Origin of the sequence: Thermanaeromonas sp. (assembly GCF_021890735.1) — a bacterium.
In the GTDB taxonomy this organism is placed as follows: Bacteria; Bacillota; DSM-521; order Neomoorellales; family Neomoorellaceae; genus Thermanaeromonas.
On record NZ_JAKKUR010000006.1, the window covers coordinates 1 to 22,011 of the forward strand.

General features: G+C 54.7%; 24 protein-coding genes. 2 read left to right on the plus strand and 22 right to left on the minus strand.

Going from position 1 to position 22,011, the window contains the following annotated elements; genetic code table 11:
- The 8 genes from L5656_RS02195 to yabG form a co-directional block, all read right to left on the minus strand.
- Window positions 1–185: winged helix-turn-helix domain-containing protein (locus L5656_RS02195; RefSeq protein ID WP_297198592.1), on the minus strand; the 185-nt coding region annotated here is incomplete at its 3' end.
- Window positions 186–211: 26 nt separating this feature from the next.
- Window positions 212–943, minus strand: a complete 732-nt coding sequence (locus L5656_RS02200) for an N-acetylmuramoyl-L-alanine amidase (RefSeq protein ID WP_297198386.1) — start codon at window positions 941–943, stop codon at window positions 212–214.
- A 192-nt stretch (window positions 944–1,135) separates the two neighbouring features.
- Window positions 1,136–1,414, minus strand: a complete 279-nt coding sequence (locus tag L5656_RS02205; RefSeq protein ID WP_297198389.1) for a ferredoxin family protein — start codon at window positions 1,412–1,414, stop codon at window positions 1,136–1,138.
- A gap of 122 nt (window positions 1,415–1,536) precedes the next feature.
- Window positions 1,537–2,832, minus strand: coding sequence for an FAD-dependent oxidoreductase (locus tag L5656_RS02210; protein ID WP_297198392.1), 1,296 nt, complete (start codon window positions 2,830–2,832; stop codon window positions 1,537–1,539).
- Window positions 2,825–3,925, minus strand: coding sequence for an electron transfer flavoprotein subunit alpha/FixB family protein (locus L5656_RS02215; protein WP_297198395.1), 1,101 nt, complete (start codon window positions 3,923–3,925; stop codon window positions 2,825–2,827). The genes L5656_RS02210 and L5656_RS02215 overlap by 8 nt, the downstream gene beginning before the upstream one ends.
- A gap of 26 nt (window positions 3,926–3,951) precedes the next feature.
- Window positions 3,952–4,770: an electron transfer flavoprotein subunit beta/FixA family protein gene (locus L5656_RS02220; protein WP_297198397.1), complete on the minus strand. Its 819-nt coding sequence runs from the start codon at window positions 4,768–4,770 to the stop codon at window positions 3,952–3,954.
- A gap of 203 nt (window positions 4,771–4,973) precedes the next feature.
- Window positions 4,974–5,255 (minus strand): Veg family protein, encoded by a 282-nt coding sequence (locus L5656_RS02225; RefSeq protein ID WP_157110007.1) that lies wholly within the window; start codon window positions 5,253–5,255, stop codon window positions 4,974–4,976.
- 148 nt (window positions 5,256–5,403) lie between these two features.
- A complete protein-coding gene (gene yabG / locus L5656_RS02230) occupies window positions 5,404–6,381 on the minus strand; it encodes a sporulation peptidase YabG (protein ID WP_297198408.1) in 978 nt (325 codons plus the stop codon).
- Window positions 6,382–6,578: 197 nt separating this feature from the next.
- On the opposite strand from yabG, the gene L5656_RS02235 reads away from it, so the two are divergent.
- A complete protein-coding gene (locus L5656_RS02235; protein ID WP_297198411.1) occupies window positions 6,579–7,361 on the plus strand; it encodes a cell wall hydrolase in 783 nt (260 codons plus the stop codon).
- A gap of 101 nt (window positions 7,362–7,462) precedes the next feature.
- Here L5656_RS02235 and L5656_RS02240 read toward each other — a convergent pair whose 3' ends face one another.
- From L5656_RS02240 to metG, 6 genes are all read right to left on the minus strand, one after another.
- On the minus strand, window positions 7,463–7,939 hold the full coding sequence (locus tag L5656_RS02240) for a ribonuclease H-like YkuK family protein (RefSeq protein ID WP_297198414.1): 477 nt from the start codon (window positions 7,937–7,939) through the stop codon (window positions 7,463–7,465).
- Window positions 7,940–7,946: 7 nt separating this feature from the next.
- Window positions 7,947–8,837, minus strand: a complete 891-nt coding sequence (rsmA, locus tag L5656_RS02245; protein ID WP_297198417.1) for a 16S rRNA (adenine(1518)-N(6)/adenine(1519)-N(6))-dimethyltransferase RsmA — start codon at window positions 8,835–8,837, stop codon at window positions 7,947–7,949.
- A 71-nt stretch (window positions 8,838–8,908) separates the two neighbouring features.
- Window positions 8,909–9,916, minus strand: a complete 1,008-nt coding sequence (locus L5656_RS02250; protein WP_297198420.1) for a ubiquitin-like domain-containing protein — start codon at window positions 9,914–9,916, stop codon at window positions 8,909–8,911.
- Window positions 9,917–10,115: 199 nt separating this feature from the next.
- Window positions 10,116–11,069, minus strand: coding sequence for a 3D domain-containing protein (locus tag L5656_RS02255; protein WP_297198422.1), 954 nt, complete (start codon window positions 11,067–11,069; stop codon window positions 10,116–10,118).
- Window positions 11,070–11,342: 273 nt separating this feature from the next.
- Window positions 11,343–12,116, minus strand: coding sequence for a TatD family hydrolase (locus tag L5656_RS02260; protein WP_297198425.1), 774 nt, complete (start codon window positions 12,114–12,116; stop codon window positions 11,343–11,345).
- A gap of 15 nt (window positions 12,117–12,131) precedes the next feature.
- The gene (gene metG, locus L5656_RS02265) at window positions 12,132–14,048 is read right to left on the minus strand and encodes a methionine--tRNA ligase (RefSeq protein WP_297198429.1); all 1,917 of its coding nucleotides are present in this window, start codon (window positions 14,046–14,048) and stop codon (window positions 12,132–12,134) included.
- A gap of 186 nt (window positions 14,049–14,234) precedes the next feature.
- Between metG and L5656_RS11300 the strand changes: the two genes are divergently transcribed.
- The gene (locus L5656_RS11300) at window positions 14,235–14,486 is read left to right on the plus strand and encodes an AbrB/MazE/SpoVT family DNA-binding domain-containing protein (protein WP_366017795.1); all 252 of its coding nucleotides are present in this window, start codon (window positions 14,235–14,237) and stop codon (window positions 14,484–14,486) included.
- Here the strand turns inward: L5656_RS11300 and rsmI are convergent.
- The 8 genes from rsmI to L5656_RS02310 all read right to left on the minus strand — a co-directional run bounded on the left by rsmI (window position 14,483) and on the right by L5656_RS02310 (window position 22,005).
- Window positions 14,483–15,313, minus strand: coding sequence for a 16S rRNA (cytidine(1402)-2'-O)-methyltransferase (gene rsmI / locus L5656_RS02275; RefSeq protein WP_297198432.1), 831 nt, complete (start codon window positions 15,311–15,313; stop codon window positions 14,483–14,485). The two genes, L5656_RS11300 and rsmI, sit on opposite strands and share 4 nt — an antisense overlap.
- Before the next feature lie 2 nt (window positions 15,314–15,315).
- Complete coding sequence (locus L5656_RS02280) at window positions 15,316–15,609, minus strand: initiation control protein YabA (RefSeq protein ID WP_297198435.1); 294 nt, start codon at window positions 15,607–15,609, stop codon at window positions 15,316–15,318.
- A complete protein-coding gene (locus L5656_RS02285) occupies window positions 15,602–16,402 on the minus strand; it encodes a PSP1 domain-containing protein (protein WP_297198438.1) in 801 nt (266 codons plus the stop codon). Before L5656_RS02285 ends, L5656_RS02280 begins: the two co-directional genes overlap by 8 nt.
- Before the next feature lie 106 nt (window positions 16,403–16,508).
- Window positions 16,509–17,453 carry a hypothetical protein gene (locus tag L5656_RS02290; protein WP_297198441.1) on the minus strand — a complete coding sequence of 315 codons (945 nt, stop codon included), beginning with the start codon at window positions 17,451–17,453 and terminating at the stop codon, window positions 16,509–16,511.
- Window positions 17,454–17,489: 36 nt separating this feature from the next.
- Window positions 17,490–18,116 (minus strand): dTMP kinase, encoded by a 627-nt coding sequence (gene tmk / locus L5656_RS02295; RefSeq protein WP_297198443.1) that lies wholly within the window; start codon window positions 18,114–18,116, stop codon window positions 17,490–17,492.
- Window positions 18,113–19,519 (minus strand): aminotransferase class I/II-fold pyridoxal phosphate-dependent enzyme, encoded by a 1,407-nt coding sequence (locus L5656_RS02300; RefSeq protein WP_297198594.1) that lies wholly within the window; start codon window positions 19,517–19,519, stop codon window positions 18,113–18,115. Before L5656_RS02300 ends, tmk begins: the two co-directional genes overlap by 4 nt.
- A 353-nt stretch (window positions 19,520–19,872) precedes the next feature.
- Window positions 19,873–20,649, minus strand: a complete 777-nt coding sequence (locus L5656_RS02305; RefSeq protein ID WP_297198446.1) for a polysaccharide deacetylase family protein — start codon at window positions 20,647–20,649, stop codon at window positions 19,873–19,875.
- Between the two features lie 87 nt (window positions 20,650–20,736).
- Window positions 20,737–22,005, minus strand: a complete 1,269-nt coding sequence (locus L5656_RS02310) for a (Fe-S)-binding protein (protein ID WP_297198449.1) — start codon at window positions 22,003–22,005, stop codon at window positions 20,737–20,739.
- Window positions 22,006–22,011 lie beyond the last annotated feature (6 nt).

The window sequence follows — 22,011 nt, forward strand, 5'->3', positions numbered from 1 at the left end:
AAAAGGAGCTTAAAACCCAGCCGCTTTTCGGCCTTTTTAATACGGCCCCACGCCTGGCGGTAGGACATGTTTAAATTTCTAGCCGCTCTGTTTATGGACCCTTCCTGCTCAATCTCCCGGAGAAGGGCGAACAACCCTTCGCCGAAGACGTGCTCCCCCTCCTCCAGCCATACTTTATACCGCACGCGCAAAGGGGCCCACTCCCCTTTTATTATACGGTTTGACCTTGAACTTTGTCCAGAAGATTCAAAAGAGCGGCTGCTAATTCCGCACGGGTGGCCGGTTGGTCCGGTCTGAAGGTGCCATCGGGATAACCCTTTAGGAGACCGAGTTCAAGGCAGCGGCGTATAACTCCTTCCGCCCAGTGCCCGACAATATCCTGGGGATAGGAGAAGACATCAGAGTCAAGGCCGAAGTATAAAGCTATCCCCCGGGCTAAAGCCAGGGCTAAAGTTTGGCGGGTTTTTTTATCGCGGAGGGCAGCTTCCTGGTCGGGATTGCTTAAGAAACCCATCTCTACCAGTACGGCCGGGGCTTTCGTCTCCCGCAAAATATAGAAGCCGGCCTGCCTTATTCCCCCATCGGGCCATTTTAAGGCTTCCAACAGCTCCTTCTGGATAAAGCGGGCCGCCTTTTCTGCCCGCCCCCCAGGAGCAAGAATATAGGTGGCAATGTAGGAGGCCTCTTTATTAAAGGAGCTGTTTACGTGCAGGCTTACCACCAGGTCTACTTCGGCCCGGTTAAAAAGGTCCGCCCGCTCAGCTAAGGACACATAAACATCCTCGCGCCGCGAAAAGATCACCTCGCACCCCGCCCGGGATAGCTTTTCTCCGAGCATGAGGGCTACATCTAAAGTTACTCCCTTTTCCATAAGGCCACCGGCCCCCACCGCACCGGGATCAGACCCACCATGGCCGGGATCCAGTCCTATACGGCAACCCATGTTCTCCTCCCCCTTAAAGCTCCTTGTTTTAAGGCTCTTTCCTAGTTCCTTAGGGAGCTTGAATAAGATTAAAAAACCGAGGCACCTAGCCTCTTGTTTTCTTTAAGTAAATATATATCAGGCATCTCAGATCAAGGATAAAAGGGGAAAGTCTTTTTGGGCTTTACAGGCTTAAAATATTTTTATGTTTTTCTACCCGTACTTGTGCATTATCCCAAAACCGCCCCGCGGGTACCGCCAGTCTATGTTGTCATGGGCACACCCGTATCGGCAGGTCCCGCACTCAAGGCATCCCTCGTAGGCAGTCTCTATCCTTTCTTCTTTTTCATTCCAAGTATATACCCGAGCCGGGCAAATATAAGTACAGGGGCGTCCATCGCAATGGCGGCAGACTTCCCTGTCCTTGATGCGCAGGTGGGGATGTTTATCAGGCTGGTAGCGATTGAGGTAAAGCTTGTCTTCAAGCCGCATTTCCCGTCTCCCTTTTTATCAGCATAAGTCCGATAAAGCCTGCAAGCCCCCTGGTAGCAGCCCTGGGCGCAGGGCCCTTATTCATGGGTACTACTTTGGGGGCAGCCTGTAGATACCCTGCTTCAACCCAAAACCCGCCACAGGCGGAAAAGATCCTGAGCTAACTTCCATCTGCTCCGGTGCGAGGTTATAATCTGCCATATCTTCCTTTGCTTCTCCCTCTTGGGTACACTGTCTACAGTTAAGAATTCCCGCGCTGCCAGGCTTAAAAGGCGGGGATACAGGGTAAAAAACTGGGGATTTTCGTTAAAGAAGAGGGATGTATTTTGATACTTCCTTAGGTCCTGGAGGACGAAGCTTTTTTCGAGCTTTTCCCGGTAGCGGGAAAGGTTTTTCTCATGATACCCACCCCGGGTACGCACTTCCAAAAGGGTTTCGGCCGCCAATTTCCCGGATATAAGGGCGAGGTTGGAGCCTTCGCGGTGTATTCCGTTGACCAGCATGGCCGCATCTCCTGCTACCAGAAGGCCGGGTCCGTATAATTTCGGGATGGACCGGAAACCGCCTTCGGGTATGAGGTGGGCCAGGTATTCTTTGGGTTGGGCCCCGGCTAAAAATTTGCGTACGGAAGGGTGGTTTTTCAGGTGTTCTAAAACATCGTTAGGGTTCAGCCGCCTGCGGACAAGGTGGGACAGCAGTACCCCCACTCCTACGGAAAGGGTATCCTTGTTGGTATAGATAAATCCTACACCCATCATGCCTAAAGTGGCCTCGCCCAAAAGCTCGATGGTGCATCCCTGGCCCTCCTCTAGGCCAAACCGGTCTTCTATCTTTTCTTTAGGTAAGGCCAGCACTTCTTTTACCGCCACGGCCAACTCGTGGGTCTGAAGGCCGCCTTTCTTAAGTCCTGCCTTTTGGGTAAGAAGAGAGTTAACGCCCTCGGCCAGGATAACTGCCTCTGCCCGCACGTCCCCCTGAGGGCGGCCCGTCCGTACCCCCACGACCCGGCCGTTCTCCCAGAGGAGATCCTCTACCACCGTCTCGGTTATGAGCAGGGCTCCGGCCTCTACCACCTTCTGGCCGAACCAGCGGTCAAAGCGGGAACGAAAAACGGTAAAAGCATTGTACGGTTCGCCGGCAAAGGCCCGGGAGCGGTATCCCAAAGTTAGGGCATCATCTTCCGTAAGAATCCACAAGCGCTGCTCGACCACCGGCCGCTCCAGGGGTGCCTCCCGGTAAAACCCGGGTAATACCTCTTCGGTGGGCTGGCGGTAGAGAACCCCGCCCATGAGGTTTTTGGCACCCGGGTGGTCTCCCCTTTCGAAAACGGCTACTTCTACGCCGGCTTTAGCCAGGGTATAGGCAGCGGCAAGACCGGCCGGGCCGGCCCCTACGATCACTACTTCGAATTTAAGCATTTGAGATACCCTCGCTTGTACTGCGGCTCAAGCGCCGCCTGAACTCGGACGTTAGGGCAGGTACGATTTCTAAGAGGTCCCCCACTATTCCGTAGGTGGCTATCCGGAAAATGGGCGCTTCGGGATCCTTGTTTATGGCCACAATTATATCCGAGTTCTGCATACCCACTAGGTGCTGGATGGCCCCGGATATACCGATGGCAAAATAAACCTTAGGCCTCACTATCGTGCCCGTCTGGCCTACCTGATATTCTGGTGGGACCCACCCCGCCTCCACCGCGGCCCGGGAAGCTCCCAGGGTTCCCCCTATGGTTTCGGCCAGCTCCTTCAGTAACTCAAAATTTTCTTTGGACCCCACGCCCCTTCCCCCGGCCACTATAACCTCAGCCTGATCCAAGTAAAGGGAACGGCCCTTCTCTTTTATAGTTTCCAAAATACGTACCCGCGCTTCTTCTTCCTTCAGTTCAAAGCTTTCTGCGATAAGGCGCCCTTTACGGCCGCTACGCCGGGGAGGCAGGGGAAATACCCGGGGCCGGACTGTGGCCATCTGGGGTCTGCGTTTAGGGCAGAGGATGGTGGCCATAACGTTTCCCCCAAAGGCGGGGCGCGTCTGCTCCAAAAGCCTTTTTTCCGTGTCTATCTTTAATTCAGTACAGTCGGCTGTAAGGCCCGTCTCCAAACTCGTAGCCACAACGCCGGCCAAGTCCCGGCCGAGGCTTGTAGCCCCCATAAGCAATACTTCAGGCCGGTATTTGCGGACCAGGTTTATTAAAACTTTGGCATAAAGCAGGGTGCGGTAATCCCGCAGGAGAGGGTGGTCCGCTAAATAAACGACATCTGCGCCGTAGGCGAAGGCTTCGTCGCTTAAGTTTTCTACGCCCGAACCTAAAATGACGCCGGCCAGTTCTACTTCTAAACTATCCGCCAGCTCCCGGCCGGCGCCCAAAAGTTCCCAGGACACCGGTGCGGCCCTTCCCTCCACCTGTTCGATGAAGACCCATACCCCGCGGTAGCCGTCGTCCCCCGAAGGGGAGCCCTTAAGTTTCTGGGCCGCCCGCCCCCCGCCCTGAAGGGTATAAGTCTCTTCGGACATCCTTGCCGTCCTCCTTCTTAAGGGAGCTACAGGTCGGCGATGAGTTTGGTCTTAAGGAGTTTGTCTACCAATAAAGAGGCCGCTCGGGCAGGATCCTCCGTCCCTCCCGGTATCATCTCTCCACCGGGACGCTGCGGTGGAGCAAAGATACGCCGGACGGAAGTAGGGGAACCTTTTAGCCCGGTACGTCCCGGATCCACCTCCAGGTCCGCGGCCGTCCAGCGCTCAGGCCTGGTACGGGCGGCCCGGACGAGGTCGGGTAAGGCGGCATAACGGAGCTCATTTATCTCTTTCACCACGGTAAGAAGGGCGGGCAGCTTCCCGCACACTACCTGGCGGGCATCCTCCAGCTTGCGCTGCACCTTTATTTCCCCCGCCTCTATATCTATTTCCTCTACAGCCAGTACATAGGTTAAGGGAGTAAATCCTAAACGGGTAGCAATTCCCGGTCCCACCTGGCCTGTATCGCCGTCTATGGCTTGCTTACCGCATAAAACTAAAGTTACGGGTTCCTCCCGGTCCAGCCGGCGTATGGCCTGGGCTAAAATATAGCTCGTGGCCAGAGTATCCGAACCCGCAAAAGTACGGTCAGTCAGGAGTATAGCCCGGTCAGCACCGATGGCCAAGGCCCGGCGCAGGACCTCCTCTGCCTGGGGTGGACCCATGCTTATAGCGGTAACTTTTCCCCCGTAGCGCTCCTTTAGCCGTACTGCCTCCTCTACGGCGTGGGCGTCATAGGGATTGATTATGGAGGGTACCCCTTCCCGTACCAGGGTTTTGGTGACCGGGTCCACCCGGACTTCAGTAGTATCCGGTACCTGTTTAACACAGACTACAAAATGCAAAAGGCCCCACCCCTTCTTAGTATGGGGTAGGGCCCCGCATAATTATGTGAGTATCTCCTGCCTCTACCACATCGGTAGGCCAGCCTTCTAGGCAAGGCGGTACGCGCTCCTCAGGCGGAAGGCTCCGGTCCACCGTACCACCTTCTTCCCAGGGGCCAAAACAAGGCGAACTATCAAAAAGGAGCCAGGGCTTTAAAAATCCCTTAGCTCCTCGCCTTAGCTCCTATGCGTATATCTCCTTCTTCTCCTTCTACCATGAGCTCTACGGTATCGGTCAGTACGTCGGCATAGCTAAAGGAGATGCGCCGCTCCGGGCTCCTCTGCTCTTCCAGGCGTATGACGAAGATGTTGGGATAGGTTTTCTCCAGAATCCCTACTTTTTCGATGATCTTTTTCCGGCCCCGGTTAGCCCTCAGTTTTATCTTCTGGCCTACACGGGCCTCTAAATCCTGTCTGATGAGAGCAAGCACTTCTTTACCAGCCAACTATACCACCCTCTTTCCCGGCATACATACTTTATTATAGTACGCCGGCCGGAGGATGTCAAGGCTGGCAAATTATTTTACTAAAACTGCACCCCTATGTCAAGGACCGCAGAGCCTATATTAAGCCAATATTATGGATTTGTTAGGATTATTTTAAGGGTTTTTCCCCGAAAGAAAAACTTTCTTGTGAGGTTTCTCCTGCAAAGGCCGGGAACGATCTCCAGCGGGGAGAGTCAGGGTACCCCAGGCGCAATTTCCCTTTCACCTCTACCCCGCCGATGCTTCCCTCTCCGGTAATGGTATCTTTAATTATTTCCCGGGGCACCACTGTCTCCCGGATGGGGGTGTAAGCCACCCTCTCCACCACCAGAAGGGGATCAAAGGCATGAATGAGTATCCGGGCCGGGGAGCTGGCAAAGGTAGCCCCCGCCTCGAGTAAGGCCTCATAATGGGATTGGCAGGCTCCAGCAAAAATCACCAGGTCGTCATGGCTGGGCCTTAACCTCCGGGCGGCCTTTATAGCGGCCACAAAATATTTAGAATGCCGGTAACTGTCCAAGCTGGACAGGTCTGCCTTACGCTTAGTCAGCCCGTCGTGACCCGTGAGCACTAGAATATCGGGAGTATACCGGGAAAGCAACTCAGGAATCTTATAGGCCTGCTCCTCCTCGGCCACAAAAAAGCCCGTAGCCGGCAGACGGAGCTGCTGGTAGGCCTGGAGACAGCGGTCCAAGTATTCAGCGTCCCCATCTACATGCAGCACCCTGCCGGGAAGCTCAAAAAAACCTTCCCCCTCCCCTAAAGCTCCCCGCCCGCCCTCTTCGGAACCCGCTGCCACGTCCATCCAGGCCCAAAGGGCCGCCCGCCTCGTTTCCTGCCGTTCCCGGACCCGGCGGAAGTAGGCTGTACAGCGGTGAATATCTTGGTGCCGGTAAAGTAAAATTTGTTCGGCGGGCTGAAGTTCTAGGTCTTCTACGGGAGCATCCGCGCTAAGCCGCACATCCAGTCCCTTAAGCAGGGCCGTTTTCTTACCCTGCTCAGTGATGGTCACGGCTTTGACCTTAAATAATATATCCTTTCCGTAAGACCGGCGCGCAACTATATCCCCCGGCTTTATCTCGGCCATTTTCTTTCCTTCCCTTCTGTCCTCCAAGGTAGCCTAAAATTTGGGGCTTCCCTGTTACCAGTTTATGCCGGAAAACAAGCGGGGGATATTAGTTAACATAAAATACCGGAGCTGCCAACTATTTTGTAATGACGCGGGGCCGCCTGTCCCTGTATAATGATGAATGGGCTGGCAGGCGGTAGCCAGAAAAGGAGTTGATGGCCATTAGGTACAGAGAAAGAAAAATTTTACTTTTTTTGGCTTGCGCCTTAGCCGTCTGTGTATTTTTATTTATCCGCCCCGCCACCGGATATGCTGCCACCTATACCGTGCAGCCTGGTGATACCCTCTACCTCATAGGCCTTCGCTACAATGTTACGCCGGAAGAAATACAGCAAGCCAACGGTCTATGGGATACCTGGATATATCCCGGCCAAGTGCTGTGGATCCCCACCAAGTCAGGTACTACTTATACAGTTCAACCGGGAGATACCTTGTTCCTCATCGGACTGCGCTTTGGAGTAAGCTACCAGGAAATAATGGCCGCTAACAACCTTAAAAGCGAGTACATCTACCCCGGACAAGTCCTTTGGATACCGGATAGGGGCAGCTCAAGCCTTGCTTCCCGGGGCGGAAGGATATCCTACACGCCGGAAGAATTCGAGCTTTTGGCCCGCCTCGTCTACGCCGAAGCCCGCGGGGAGCCTTACGCCGGACAAGTTGCCGTAGCTGCGGTGGTCTTAAACCGTGTCCGGGACGGTCGTTTTCCCAATACCATCGCCGGGGTGATTTATGAGCCCTATGCTTTCGAATCGGTCTATAACGGGCAGATATGGTTACAACCTAACGCTACCGCCTACCAGGCCGCCCGCGAAGCCCTGGCAGGAAAAGACCCCAGCGGTGGAGCCCTCTTCTTCTGGAACCCGGCTACGGCCACCAGCCCCTGGGTATGGACCCGCAAGATAATAACCGTCATCGGAAACCACGTCTTCGCCATTTAGCCCTTTAAAAAAGGAAGGCGGCGCTACCTACTTTGGTAGTGCCGCCTTCCTTTTGGGGTTACTCGTTACGCTCCTGGGAGCGGATTCCGCCCGGTTTTCTCTCAGCCGCTCTTAGTATACTTGTCGGCCACCTTGGTGGCGCCGCAGGAATAAGGCTTTATCTTGGCGGCAAAGCCGCTCCCCACCACCATCCCTACAACTTCCCGGATGAGTTCCTTGGTGTCTCCGTTAGGACCTATATCCAGGTGTATCTCCACATTGAGGTCCGCATGACCGTTTTCGGCGAGCTTTTGGGCCAGGAAGCTGGCCACCTCCAAACTTAAGGCTGCCTCAATGAAGATCCGCTGGCGCAAAGAGTTAAGCTTTCGCTGATATCTCTTGCGATAATAGTAGCGAGCACCCTTACCCACCTGGTGGATGATAACTGCCGTTACAAAGCAGGTCCTCACCCGGGCCTGGGAATCTGTCCCGATGATGACCTTGTACTGGGCATCAGGCGTCCCTTCTATAAACTCCATTATATCCCGGAACATTTCCTCGGCCGTAAGCCGACCCTTGGTAGGACTGATGAAGTACACTGCCGGTTCACCCTCTTCCTAACTCCTTCTTCAGGCACCGGCTTAGCCTGGCAAACTCTTCCAAACTCAAGGTCTCGCCGCGGCGTATGGGCATAATACCGGCCGTATCCAAAGCTTTAAATACTTTTTCCCGGTCTCCGACCAATTCCTTAAGAGCATTGGGTAAAATCTTGCGCCTTTTAGAAAAGCTTGCCCTTACCACCCGGAAGAAAAATTCTTCATCGTCTCCAACATCTACCGGAGGACGCGGCCGCTTATACAGCCGCACCACCGCCGAATCTACTTCTGGCCGCGGGAAGAAAACCGTGCGCGGTACCCGCATCACCCACTGGATGTCCGCAAAATACTGGGCAAACACGGTCAAAGCGCCGTAATCCTTGGTACCCGGCCCGGCTGTCAAGCGCTGGGCCACTTCCAGTTGCACCATAAGGACGAGGCGCTCTATGTTAAAGCCGCTGCCTAAAAGGTGAACTAAAAGCGGGGAAGTAATATAATAGGGAAGGTTAGCCACTACTTTGTAGGCTGGCAACCTCCCCCTGCCCTGCATCCCAAGGGTTTCACCCACAAGCTCGTCGAAATTTATCTTAAGGGCGTCTCCCTCTACCAAAACCACATTAGGCTGCCCTTCCAGGATCTCGCGGAGCACCTGGACGAGATTTCTGTCTATTTCTATACCTATGACCCTTCCGGCCCGCTGGGCCAGCTCCCGCGTCAAAGCCCCCAGGCCGGGGCCTATCTCTACTACTACGTCATCCGCGGCTAAAGCCGCCTCTTCGGCTATCTTCCTGGCAATATTGGCGTCTAGGAGAAAATTTTGCCCCCTGGCCTTGCTAGGCCTTAAACCCTTAGCTTTAAGCAGTGAAACTATCTGGCCGGGGCTGGTCACAGCAGGGTACAACTTTATTTCCCTCCGGTGCCTCTTTTATTATACTACAAAAACCCCGGCCTAACAAAGGAAATACGAGCCGCCTATTCTAGTATATAAACTTTTACGCGCCTTACACCCCACCGGCGTGTAGCTTCCAAGGACTCAAAAAACACATCTATACGTTCGCCCCTGATACTGCTTCCTACATCCTCCGCCCGTCCAAAGCCGTAACCCTCGATGTACAAACGGCTACCCAAAGGGATTACTTGTGGGTCCACAGCTACGGTACCGAGCCGCGGCACAGTACCCGTAGCCGTACGGTTACCAGTATGAGTATAGGCGGTGGCCGTAACCCACAGGGCCTGCCTAAATCTTAAGGTATAGCCGCCCCGGGAGACTTCCCTCAATGTGCCTACAACTATCACCTGGGGCACGGGCTCCCGGACGATTTCTTCTTTTACTACCTCCCGCTTTACCTCTGCTCCGTCCTCGTAGGTCACGCGGTACTCGATCCGCTTAAGCCCTTTCCTGCCCTGCTGGAGGACCCGGGTCGTCCCTATCTCCAATCCGGGATCCTGCCGCCTTATTACTTGATAGCCCACCTCTTCCTCTACCATCTCAGTCTTAACTTCCACCCTGATAACCTTTATGGTCTCCCCCGGTTCTACAAGCTTCTCTGTATCCGCTGGCTCCACCCGGTCCAGGGGACCCAAATGTACCCCGGCACGCTCCAGGGCCTGGCCCACCGTCCCGGGCACAAGCCTTATCTCCCGCTCCCCGCCGTCCACAAGGATCCGTACGGGAACAGCTCTTTTTACTTGTATGCGGAGGCCCCTCGTTACAGGGGTAAGAAGGGGGGGATTTACTTCATCCTCCGGGGCCAGGGTCACCCCCTCTTCCGCCAGCACTTGTTCCACAGTCTTGGCCCGGGTACGCAGCAGTTTTTCTTGCCCGTCCACCTCTAAAGCTACTTTTTTCCAGGGCAGGCTAAACATCCCCCAGCCTGCTCCTACAAAAAGTAATAACAAGGCCGCACAAAATAAAAAGAAGGAGCGGCGACGGGACCGCAACCTCTTTTCTTCGCGCCAGGCGGTTATCCAGCCGTCCACTAAGACTGCCTCCTAGGATCTTTTTGTGCCGACCTATATATTCTACGCCCGGCTAATGTTTCCCTGCTTTGGGGCCTGTAGTTTTACCTTGGAATTGGATCCATGCCACGTTCGGTGAAAAAGGGTTGCCTGGGTGCCGGATATGAACCCCTTAACAGTTATGTTCCGCAGAGCGAAAGCGGGCTTTTTCTGGGCGTCTTTATTCTAATATATAAACCTTAACCCGTCGCCGTCCCCAAAGGATGGCTTCCTTTTCCGTCTCCATGAAGAGGTCTATGCGCTGGCCCTTTATAAGCCCTCCCGTATCCTGGGCCCAGGCATACCCGTAGCCTTCTACATACAGCCTGGTACCCAGGGGTATAACCTTGGGGTCCACGGCCACAATACCCCGGTAAGGATAGATACCGGTGGCCGTAGGGTTCCCGGTATGGGTATAAGCCGTGGCTTCCATTTCTAAAACTTTGCCGGCCTTGGCCAGGGCAGCCACCGCCTCAGGGGTACGGGTGCCGTAGGCTATGATTTTGGACTGGGGTTGCACTTCTACCCAGGTATCTAGAAGCTCCCGCTTAACCTCTTTTCCATCCTCCTTGGTCACCCGGTACTTCAGATAACGCAGTCCCGGCTTGCCTTCCCGGACGACCTTCTCCACCCCTCTCTCCAAGCTAAAATCTGCTCGCCTTTCGATTTTAAAGGGTATGGCTTCCGATCGCACCTCTATCTCCTGGGTCACCCGGAAAATTTTAAGATAAAGTTTGTCGCCCGTCCCCAGGTTGGTCTCCACCCTGTCCATGGGGCCTAAAGTGAGCCCCGCCGCGGCAAGGACCTGAGCTACGGTAGGAACGGGAACCTTTACCACGGTCTTTTTGCCGTCGGCTTCAACGCTGACGGGTACGGCGCGGGTTACCGAAATGACCAGTCCCGGCGTTACGGGTGAATGCGGATCCGGTACCACCAGGTCTCCCGGCTCTAACTTGACTCCTGCCTCCTCCAAAGCCCCGGCTACCGTCCAGCTTCTGGTAACCAGCTCCACGGCCTGCCCGTCAGCTTCAACCCTTACCTGCCGTTCGGCCCATCCTATGCTTACCAGGGCCCAAAGGCTTAAGACCAGCCCCATAACAGCCCGTAAGGCCCGGTAACCCCAAATTTCCGCCAAATACTTTCACTCCTCGTTAAAGTGTGATTTTTCTCTTGTACCGGCGCCTACTATTATTGCCGTATAATTCGCAATTTAAACCTCCGGTGGAGAGGTAAAGGGCGGGGTCGTATGAAGCCGGGGATAATAACAAAAAATTTTAGCCCGGTGTTAAACCGGGCTTTACTGGACCGCCGCTGACCACTATAGCTGGGGACAGACGAAAGAGTCACAAGCTGAATAGGCTGCGGGTATTACCCTCGTTCCTGCCCAAAGCTTTTTGGTGGAACCCCATCACAGCCTGAACAGAGTGCGGGCGTTATGTGCGGTAGCCTCTATCACTTCCTCTACGGGTATGCCCCGGGCGCCAGCCACCGCCTCCGCTACAAAGCGCAGGTTGGCCGGTTCGTTGCGCTGGCCCCGGTAAGGTACGGGCGTAAGGTAAGGAGCATCGGTCTCGATGAGTAACTTTTCCAAAGGTATTTTGGCCGCCACCTCCCGCAGGTTTTCCGCGTTTTTAAAGGTTACGGGGCCGGCCAAGGAAATATAAAATCCTAAATCCAGAAACGGGCGGGCCATCTCCCAGGTGCCAGAAAAGCAATGCATCACCCCTCCGGGGAGCCCGTCCGCTTCCTGGCGCAAGATCCTTAAAACATCTTTATGGGCCTCCCGGTCGTGGACGATAACTGGAAGGTTTAGCTGCCGGGCTAAATTGAGGTGCCAGCGAAAAACTTCCTCCTGCTTGCGCCGGGGAGAAAGATTCCGGTAATAATCGAGACCCGTCTCCCCTACGGCCACCACCACCCGGTCTAAAGCCAGGGCCCTTATAACCCGGGCGCCCTCCTCATCAAAGGAGGCAGCTTCATGGGGGTGGACAGCCACCGCCGCTTTCAGGAAAGGCCAGTTGTGGGCCTGGACCACGGCCTCCCTGGAAGATCTCAAATCATATCCCACGTTTATTACCGTTTGCACCCCTGCTTCTTTAAGCCGGCTGAGAACCTCCGGGAGGTCGGGGCTGAAGGCAGGATCGTTTAAATGGGCGTGGGAATCTATAAGTTCCCGGGTCATAACCGAAAGCCCCCTTTACCGGACCTGGGCACCGGGGCTCACGTCCCCTTCCGGTACGATAAGAGTAAGTTTATCCCCCTCTACGGCCGCAAGGACCATACCTTGGGATACGATGCCCCGCAATTTGGCCGGTTTCAGGTTGGCCACCATTACCACTTTTTTGCCCACAAGATCTTCGGGACGGTAATGTTGGGCCACGCCGGCCACTACGGTCCGCCTTTCTGTGCCTAAGTTTACCTCCAGCTTCAAAAGCTTATCAGTCTGGGGCACCCTTTCTGCCGCTATCACTTCGGCTACTTTAAGCTCCAGGCGGGAAAATTCTTCGATGGTGATCTCCTCTTTTCTCTGTCCAGCATCTACTTGTACGGTTTCTGCCACGTTATCTTCCTCCTTGCCTGCTTCTATCCGCGGGAAAAGGGGGGCTCCTCTTTTTACCCGCCTGCCCGGTGGGATCCCTCCCCAGGTTTTAAGGCTATCCCAGGTATGGATGTGGGCGTCATCCTGAATGCCCAACTGCTCCCACACCCGGGGCGGTACGCCGGGCATGAAGGGTGAGCATAAAACGGTGGCTTGGCGTATGGATTCGGCCAGGTTGTAAAGGACCGTATTAAGCCGCGGCCTCTTCTCCGGCTCTCTGGCTAACGCCCAAGGTGCCGTCTCCTCAATATATTTGTTGGCCCTACCGATAAGCTGCCAGATGGAGCTTAAGGCCCGCGCAAACTCAAAATTCTCCAGGGCCTGCTCTACTTCCTCCGGTACCCTCTCCGCAACCCCTTTAAGCTCCCTGTCCAGCTCATTTTCTTCCGAAGGCTCAGGTATAACCCCGTCGCAGAATTTTTCTATCATGGCTACCGTGCGGTTTAACAGATTTCCGTAGTCGTTGGCCAAGTCGCTATTGTAGCGCTGGATCAGGGCTTCCTCGGAATAGTAGCCGTCAGCACCGTAAGGCATCTCCCTTAAAAGGAAATACCGGATGGCATCCGACCCGTAGCGGTCTATGAGAAGCATGGGATCCACTACGTTACCCTTGGATTTGGACATCTTTCCCCCTTCTACCAGGAGCCATCCGTGGCCAAAGACCTTTTTGGGCAGCTCTATACCGGCCGACATGAGTATAGTGGGCCAAATAACAGTGTGAAAGCGGACGATATCCTTACCCACCAAGTGCACGGCCGCAGGCCAGAATTTCTTAAAAAGGCTTTCATCGTCCGTACCGTAACCTAAGGCCGAAATATAATTGGTTAGAGCGTCAAACCACACGTAGATCACGTGTTTAGGATCTATGGGAACCGGGATACCCCAATCAAAGGTGGTCCTGGATATGCAAAGATCCTCCAGCCCTCCCTTTATAAAGTTTATCATCTCGTTGCGCCGGGAGGGGGGCTGGATGAATTCCGGGTGTTCTTCGATGTACTTAAGGAGCCGGTCCGCATATTTGCTCATGCGGAAGAAATAGCTCTCCTCTTTTACCAGCTCTACCGGCCGGCCGCAGTCCGGGCAGTTGCCGTCTTTTAGTTGTCGCTCCGTAAAGAAGGTCTCGCAAGGCGTGCAGTACCAGCCCTCGTACTGGGATTTATAAATATCCCCTTTTTCATATATCCGGCGGAAAAGCTCCTGTACCACCTTCTTGTGCCGTTCCTCAGTAGTGCGTATGAAATCGTCATAGGAGATATCCAGCCTGCGCCAGAGTTCTTTGAAGGTGGCTACAATACGGTCTACGTAAGCTTGGGGCTCCAGGCCCGCTTCCCGGGCCTTGCGCTGTATTTTCTGACCGTGTTCATCGGAGCCTGTAAGGAAAAATACATCGTACCCGCGCATCCTTTTGTACCTGGCCAGGGTATCGGCCATGGTAGTGGTGAGCGCGTGGCCTATGTGCAGGCGGTCGCTGGGATAATAGATCGGGGTGGTGACGTAAAAAACTTTCTGCCCCATATAAGGCGTCCCCTTTCTGCGAATTCACGAGTTATTATAAATTTGAGGCCGCAATCTGTCAAGTTTTGGCTATAAAGGCTTAAAATAGCCGTTTTTCCCCTTTTCTTCGAGTTTACTAGAAATGGAAAAGGTGGTACTCTGTAGATAGAATGTCGAAACATGTAGAAAGAAAGGGGGAGGAGAGCCATGTTAAAATCCACCGGGGTTGTGCGTAAAGTGGACGAGCTAGGCCGGATCGTCATCCCTATAGAGCTGCGGCGTACCCTGGGTATTGAGGAAAAGGACGCCCTGGAAATTTATGTGGACCAGGAAAAGATAATCCTTAAGAAATACGAGCCGGCCTGCGTGTTCTGCGGAAATGCGGAGAATGTAACTAACTTCCGGGGTAAAAACGTGTGCCGGGATTGTGCCCGGGCCATGAGCTCTATAGCTGTTTAGGTCTTCCGGGAAAGACAAGCTTTGTATATTTCCCGCCGGGGGCGGCCGTAAAACTTGGCTACCATAGTCAAGGCTTCTTTGTGCGGCCGTCCTGCCTTTTCTAGGGCCTCTACCAGCAAAGCCGCCTCCTCCGGGACGAAGGCGGGAACTTCTCTTGAGGCACCCGCTACCACCAAAGTACATTCTCCCCGTGGGGGGGTCTCTTCAAAATACTTTAAGGCCTCCTGCAAAGTCCCCCGGAAGACGGTTTCAAACTTTTTGGTGAGCTCCCTTCCCACCGCCACGGGCCGGTCCCCCCAGGCCTCTAAAAGCTCCTTAAGAGTCCGCGTCAGGCGGTGGGGGGCCTCAAACAGTATCAGGGTCCTCTCCTCATAAGCCAGGTCCGCGAGCCTCTCCTTGCGTTCCTTACCCGCACGGGGGAGGAAGCCCTCAAAGGCGAATCTTCCGGCGGGCAGCCCGGACACCACTAAAGCGGTAATGACCGCGCTGGGGCCGGGTACGGCAATCACTTCTATACCGGCGCCCAAGGCCTCCCGCACCAGGTCCTCCCCGGGATCGGAAATGCCCGGCATGCCTGCATCGGTAACTAAGGCGATGTCCTGCCCTTCTTGAAGTCGCCGGATGAGGACCGGGCCCTTTTCTTTGCGGTTGTGATGGTGAAAGCTGGTAAGGGGTTTGTGGATGTTATAGTAAGAAAGAAGCGCCCGGGTCCTGCGGGTGTCCTCGGCAGCAATAAGGTCTACTTCTTTTAATACCCTTAGGGCTCTCAGGGTAATATCTTCCAAATTCCCCAAGGGAGTGCCTACTAAGAAGAGGCGACCTGCCAACTCTATCCCCTCTTCTCCAGGAAACTATGGCAAAAAAGGCACCCTTCGGTACTCCTCACCCGTCCGAACTGGGCAGGACAGATATGGTAGCCCTGCTCGTAGAGAAGACGGAGCTTATCCTCTCCTTTGATTTCAGAGGCGGCTTCTGTCAGCCAGGCCCTAAGCCTAGTATTCTCCTCCTCCAGGTTCCGGGCCAGCGCTTTAAGCCTCCTTAGTTCTCGCTGTATTTCGGCCACCTTCACCTCTAGGCCGGCCAGCACAGCTATTAGGGTGTCTTCCGGGTTAAATTCACTCAATTTCCTCGACTTCCTCCCTGCGGAATTCCACTACACCTCGTTCGGGAAGTTCTACTACCACCGTACCCTTAAGGATGTTAAGGGCGGTCACCTCCCCCTCACCGTAAGGGGTTCTGACCTTGTCCCCCACCTCGGGATAAAAGGGTTTGGCTTCCTGGTAAATATCATCCTCAAACCGCAAACAGCACATAAGGCGTCCGCACAGCCCGGATATCTTGCTGGGATTTAGCGAAAGGCATTGATCTTTGGCCATGCGGATGGAAACGGGTTGGAACTCACCTAGGAAAGTCGCGCAGCAGATCTCCCGGCCGCAGCAACCTAAACCTCCTATGATTTTTGCTTCATCCCTTACACCGATCTGGCGTAGCTCTATGCGCGTGCGGAAGACGGCAGCCAAATCCCGTACCAGCTCCCGGAAGTCTACCCGACCCTCGGCAGTAAAATAAAAAATTATCTTGCTCCCGTCAAAGGTGAACTCCACGTCAACCAGTTTCATGGGAAGCCCGTGTTTCTCTATTTTCTCCTGGCAGATGGCCCAGGCTTCCCGTTCCCGTTCCCTGTTCCTTTTTACTTGTTCTTCGTCGGCAGGGGTTGCCTTCCGGAGTACGGGCTTAAGAGGCGGCACTATCTCCTCTTCCGGAACCTCCCGGGGGCCTACCACTACTTCGCCGTACTCCAGCCCCCGTGCCGTCTCCACGATTACCTTATCTCCCACTTTTAATTCCAGGCTCCCAGGGCTAAAATAGTATATTTTACCTGCCTTTTTGAACCTCACCCCTACTACAACAGCCAATACTTTCCCCTTCTTTCCTTCTAGCCACCTATCTCCTTTCGTTTAATCCCGTTTCTCCCCATCCCGCCCCAAATTTCTCTCCCTAGCGCTTTTTTATTCTTAAAGCTTATATTGATCCCGATTTAAGCTCCCGATACAAGTTAAGGAGGCTAACTTCTAAAAGTAGGCGGCGGTTGGCGTTCTGCTCAAGATAAATCCGGGCCTTGTTTAAGTGCTTGTAGCACCTCCACAGGACTTCCGGGGGTATCCACCTGCTATCTAATCGGGTCACATCCTCCCCACTTGAAACCGGGCGGTCACCGGCAATATTGTCGGGACCCGGCGGACACTCCGAGCCGCTCAAGCCGTCCCCGCCCTGCCCAAAACCGTGGGAAAAAAGTAGCCCCTCTTCGCCCGTAAGTTCCCATACCAGGTGCTCCCGGCAGGCCAGAATCAAGCCCTCTATTACGGCTCGAAGATCTTCCTCCCTTTCTAAGCGGGGCAGAAGTTCTACCATAAGCCGCCGGAGATCGGAGCTTAAAATTTCCTGCCAATAAAGCCACCCTACGGAGGGAAGCCCCCGGGAAGGAAGATAAACGACCTGACAGCGGGACCGGATGGTAGGCAATACAGCATCGGGCTGGGCTGCAAGAAGAAAAAAGTATACACCGGGAGGGGGCTCTTCCAGTATTTTTAGGAGGCAGTTAGCGGCTTCTAAAGTCAAATCTTCCACCCTGCTTAAGACCGCCACCTTTGCCCGTCCCTGGAAGGCCTTAAGCCTTAGCTCCAGCTCCAGCTTTCGCACTTGGTCTATTTTAAGGCTGGCCCCGCGCGGTTCAAGGTAGTGAAAATCCGGGTGGTTTCCGCCGAGCATCTGACGGCAGGAAGGGCAAAGTCCACACGCCTGTCCGCCTTTCCCGGCCAGGCAATTGAGGGCGGCCGCCACCCGGCGGGCCACCTCTAGCCTTTCTTCAAGGCTGCCGCCCACCAAAAGGTAAGCGTGGCTTAGACGGTCCGCGGCCAGGGCTTGTTCCAACTGTTCGGCTGGAGAAAACTTTAACCTTTCAGCCAAGGTTAGCCCCCCGGAAAGGCTGTTTTAGGTCTTATTTTAAAGCCAGGGTGCAATATAAGCCAGCACCTCAGCGAAAACTTTCTCCACGGGCTGGCGGGCATCTATAACCCGTATGCGTTCGGGTTCCTGCCGGGCAAGTTCCAAAAACCCTTCCCTCACTCTACGGTGGAAATCCAGGTCTTGCAGTTCCAGCCTGTCCCGTGCCGTACCCTCTTTACCCTTTTTGCCACGGCATAGGCCCTCTTCAGGAGGTAGGTCGAGGAGTAAAGTAAGTGCGGGCTTTAAGCCTCCCGTGGCCAGGTAGTTGAGTTTCCGGAGAAAATCAAGTTCGATCCCCCGGCCGTACCCCTGGTAGGCCAGCGTAGAATCGGTAAAGCGGTCGCAGAGCACGATCTTCCCTTCGGCCAGGGCAGGTAAAATCTTTTCCCTTACATGCTGGACACGGCTGGCCGCATAAAGAAAGACCTCCGTAAGCCCGTGTATTTCTTCTACCCACGGAGAAAGAAGTAATCCCCGGATTTCTTCGGCCAGCGGGGTTCCCCCGGGCTCCCGGGTGCTCAATACCCTGTGTCCTGCCTTCCGGAGGTAGTCGGCCAAGAGGTTAAGCTGGGTGGTTTTACCGGCTCCGTCGGGCCCCTCGAAAGTAATAAAAATTCCTTTCATACGTCCACTACCCGTATAAGGGAATCTTTACCCCGGATTAAAGTGAGCCTGTCTACAATCTCCGGTGTTAAAACCTCACCCGGAGCCACCACTACATATCCCGGAGGGCAGGGGGCCACCAGTTCGGCTGCGATTTTCCCCTGGGCTTCCCGGACAGGTACTGACCGGTGCCGGGCAAAAAAAGCCTCCCTCGGAGTCATGGCCAAGGGAGGTAGGCTTTCCCCTGCGGGTAGCTCCTCTAACGGCTTGCTCCCCCGCCCTGCTCCTTCCTTTCTGAGCGTTCTCAGGGCCCGGAGGAATGACCCGGTACTCCTCTCGTCGTCCCCGGGAGTAAGGATAGCCACCACATAGCGGGTCCTCGCCAGCTCCATCTCGTGCCCGAGCCTCCTTAGGGCTGCCGCTGCTTCCTCGCCTGAAAGGCCCAGGGGTCCCGTAGGGATAACGAGCCTGGTCACATCAAGGCCCGCCGCAGCCTCCCCTACTACATCTCCCTCCTCCAGGCACGGAAGCCCGAGCTCCCGCAGCCTCTGCCTAAGCTTAAGGGCCCTATCTACCGCCTTGGCCCACAATTTATATCCTTTAAGCTCCGCTACGTATCTGGCCATATCCAAAGAAGCCAGAAGAAGATAAGAGGGGCTGGAGGTTTGTAGCAGCCGGAGGGCCTCGGCCACGCCATCCCCGTCCAGACCGGCCCGTAGGTGGAGCATGGCAGCTTGGGTAAAGGCCCCCAGTGTCTTATGGGTGCCGTGTACCACGTAATCGGCCCCTAGCTTTAAGGGCGAGGGGGGAAGCCGGTCGTCCAGACCGAAATGGGAACCGTGGGCCGCATCTACCAATACCTGCACTTTGTACCGGTGGGCCAGTTTTACAAGACGTCCGGTCGGGGGAACGAGCCCCTCATAAGTGGGGTGCACCAAAACCAGCAGTTTAACTCCCTTATGAAGGGCTAAAGCCTCCTCTACCTCCCCTGGCGTAACGCCCAAGGGCAATCCCAGGGTGCTAAGCCAGCATCCCTTGAGGTAAACCGGGCGGCTCCCGCTCAAGATTAAGCCGGACCATACGGAGCGGTGGGCGTACCGGGGGACTAGCACCTTATCCCCGGGCCGGCAGGTGGCCAGGATAACGGAAGCTATACCACTGGTAGCTCCGTTGACCAGAAAAAAGGTGCGGCCTGCCCCGAAAAAAGCGGCAGCCCTCTCTTGAGCCTCCCTAATGGGTCCCTCAGGATAATACAAGTTGTCCAGTTCCGGTAGCTCCGTTAAGTCCGCCTGAAATACGCCCCGGCCCAACCGGGTACGGAACTCCGCTGCGGCCCCCGCTCCCCCTTTATGCCCCGGGGTATGCCAGGAGAAGATCTTACGCTTAGTATATGCTTTAACCGCCTCCCATAAAGGCGCCTTAATATCCTCCTTCTCCCCTCTTACCTTGCTTTTCGGGTTTCGGTTTACCCTATCATACTATATCTTTCCGCGGCCGGATTTGGCTCTTTGGAAGCCATACCTGTTCTTCTAGTTTCGGTTTACCCTATTATAACATCTTCCGCGGCCTCTTTCCAGCATACTGGGTATCTGAATATCCCCAGTTTTGCTCCCGGGTTTGCTTGACTTTACGCCCGCTCCGGGAACCCGCGCGCTAAACTAGCCCTCGAGTTTAGTTGCTTACTTTCATGCCAAGGTAGCCCTCCCCACAAAAGCTGGGGATGCTAAGCCAAGCGTCAGTTGCGCCCGCGGCGTTTTCGGACCAGATGCCTAAGCCTTCAGCGTGCAGGGCGCTGCACGCCGTTATGGTCTACATAGTAATCACCTTTTATAAGAAGCTCCGATACCGGTACTATCTGGTATCCCTCGGCTTTAAGCTTTTCCAGCAAGGGTCCCAGAACTGTAGCCGTATGTTTCCCGTTATTGTGGAACAAAACTATGGACCCGGGTTTTATCCCTTTGAGAACCCGCTGATAGATTTCCTCGGCAGAAAGGTGCTCCTGCCAGTCCAAGGAATCTACATCCCACTGGATGGCCTTATAGCCTAGCCGCTGCACTACCCTGATAACCGTATCGTTATAATCTCCGAAAGGAGGCCGGAATAGTTCGGGTTTATATCCGGTGACCTCCTCTACTAGGCGGTGGTTTTCCCGCAGTTCCTGTTCCATCTGCTCTTCACTCAAGGAGGTAAAATGAGGGTGGGTGGCCGAATGGAGGCCTATTTCGTGCCCTTCTGCCGCAATTTTTTTCGCCATGTCGGGATATTTTTCAAGCCAGATATTTGTAAGAAAAAAAGTAGTCCTTACGTTATGCTGGCGCAGGACCTCCAAAAGCTTAGGTGTGTGTTCCGCCCCCCAGGTGGCATCAAAGGAGAAAGCCACCTTTTTCTCGGAGGTTGCTACACTATAGATGGGCAGTAGTTTCTTGGTTCTTCCAACCAAAATAGCCAGAGGTGTTTTATCGGCCAGGTAAGCGCCGGCCAGCATTCCCAAAAAAAATATTAAAACCCACCTTAACCCTCTGACAATATCCTTGCGCCGCGCCAAAATAAACATCCCCCGCACCTCCAGGATGATTCCTATTCGGCCGGGGGATGGGATATGTCTACTTTTCCGGGAAGCTCGACCCCAGTTGCGATATGTCTACTTTTTCTGGTAGGCTTGATCCAAAAGTTGCATAATATGCACTGCCTTTCCGGGTAAACCGTGTACGTTGAGCCCGTGGGCGAGCTGCAGGAGGCAGGCCGGGCAAGAGGTAACAAGATACTGGGCGCCCGTGAGCTGGAAATTCTTCATCTTGCGCTCCAAAATACGCATGGACAGCTCGTAATGCGTTACATTATAGGAGCCCGCACCGCCGCAGCACCAGTCGGCCTCGTTCATCTCCACAAAATTTACGCCTGGGATGGCCTTCAAAATCTCCCGGGGTTCCTTCTTTACTTTAAGTCCCCGGACGGCATGGCAGGGATCGTGGTAGGTGGCGGTTATGTTAAGGGAGCCCATATCCTTCTTTATACCCAGCGAGGCTAAAAAGGCTACCGCATCCTGGACTTTACCCGCCACCTCCCGGGCCAGATCCTTATAGTGCGGGTCGTCTTCTAGAAGTTGTGCGTAATTATGGAGCCCGTGGGCACAGGAAGCACAGTCGGTTATAATAGCATCCACTTTGTGTTGCTTAAAGGCCTCCAGATTTTGTTTGGCTAGATCAAGGAGTATTTCTACGTCTCCGTAGGCCTCATGGGGGATACCGCAACAATTGGTAGAAGGGACGACCACTTCGCAATCGTTATGTTGCAGAACCCGTAGGGTGGCTTCTCCGATGGCCGGGAAGAAATTGTTTATGACACACCCGGCAAAATAAGCCACCCGGTAGCGGGGCCGGACCGGAGGTTTGAGGATGTGAGGCAGGCGGTCACGCAAAGTATAGCCCGGGATGTCGGGCAAAAGCCCTTCCGCCTTGCCCAGGGCTCCCAGCAATTTTAAGAATCCCGTATGCCGCGCCAGCCAGCGCGCACCGCTACGCTGGTAAAAGCGCAGGGCCTTGGCTCCTAAAGTAAGCCTCCGCTGTTTTGCCAGCACCCCGCGCAAGGCTAGCCTGATGGGGAAGGGCTGCCCCTTGGCCCGGGTGATCTCGGCCCGTGCCGCTTTAACTAAGGTATCCGTAATTACCGAGGAGGGGCAGGCATTGACACAGGCGCCGCACAGGAGGCAGGAGTAAATATGGTGGTTTATCTCAGGGTTGTGGATCAGGTCGAAAGTTCCCTCCAGGGAAAGGCGGATGAGGCGGTTGCGGCCCCGGGCCAGAGAAAATTCCTCGCCAGTAGCCTTATAAGTAGGGCATACTTCCTGGCAAAACCCGCATTTATTGCAACGCACCACGTCCTCCAACATATCCTTTAACGCCTTGACCATTGTAGC

Coding starts and splice junctions, on each gene's coding strand:
- L5656_RS02200 (WP_297198386.1), bottom strand. CDS start 943: ATGGGTTGCCGTATAGGACTGGATCCCGGCCATGGTGGGTCTGATCCC.
- L5656_RS02205 (WP_297198389.1), bottom strand. CDS start 1,414: ATGCGGCTTGAAGACAAGCTTTACCTCAATCGCTACCAGCCTGATAAA.
- L5656_RS02210 (WP_297198392.1), bottom strand. CDS start 2,832: ATGCTTAAATTCGAAGTAGTGATCGTAGGGGCCGGCCCGGCCGGTCTT.
- L5656_RS02215 (WP_297198395.1), bottom strand. CDS start 3,925: ATGTCCGAAGAGACTTATACCCTTCAGGGCGGGGGGCGGGCGGCCCAG.
- yabG (WP_297198408.1), bottom strand. CDS start 6,381: ATGGCCGAGATAAAGCCGGGGGATATAGTTGCGCGCCGGTCTTACGGA.
- L5656_RS02235 (WP_297198411.1), top strand. CDS start 6,579: ATGGCCATTAGGTACAGAGAAAGAAAAATTTTACTTTTTTTGGCTTGC.
- L5656_RS02260 (WP_297198425.1), bottom strand. CDS start 12,116: ATGACCCGGGAACTTATAGATTCCCACGCCCATTTAAACGATCCTGCC.
- metG (WP_297198429.1), bottom strand. CDS start 14,048: ATGGGGCAGAAAGTTTTTTACGTCACCACCCCGATCTATTATCCCAGC.
- L5656_RS11300 (WP_366017795.1), top strand. CDS start 14,235: ATGTTAAAATCCACCGGGGTTGTGCGTAAAGTGGACGAGCTAGGCCGG.
- tmk (WP_297198443.1), bottom strand. CDS start 18,116: ATGAAAGGAATTTTTATTACTTTCGAGGGGCCCGACGGAGCCGGTAAA.
- L5656_RS02305 (WP_297198446.1), bottom strand. CDS start 20,649: ATGTTTATTTTGGCGCGGCGCAAGGATATTGTCAGAGGGTTAAGGTGG.
- L5656_RS02310 (WP_297198449.1), bottom strand. CDS start 22,005: ATGGTCAAGGCGTTAAAGGATATGTTGGAGGACGTGGTGCGTTGCAAT.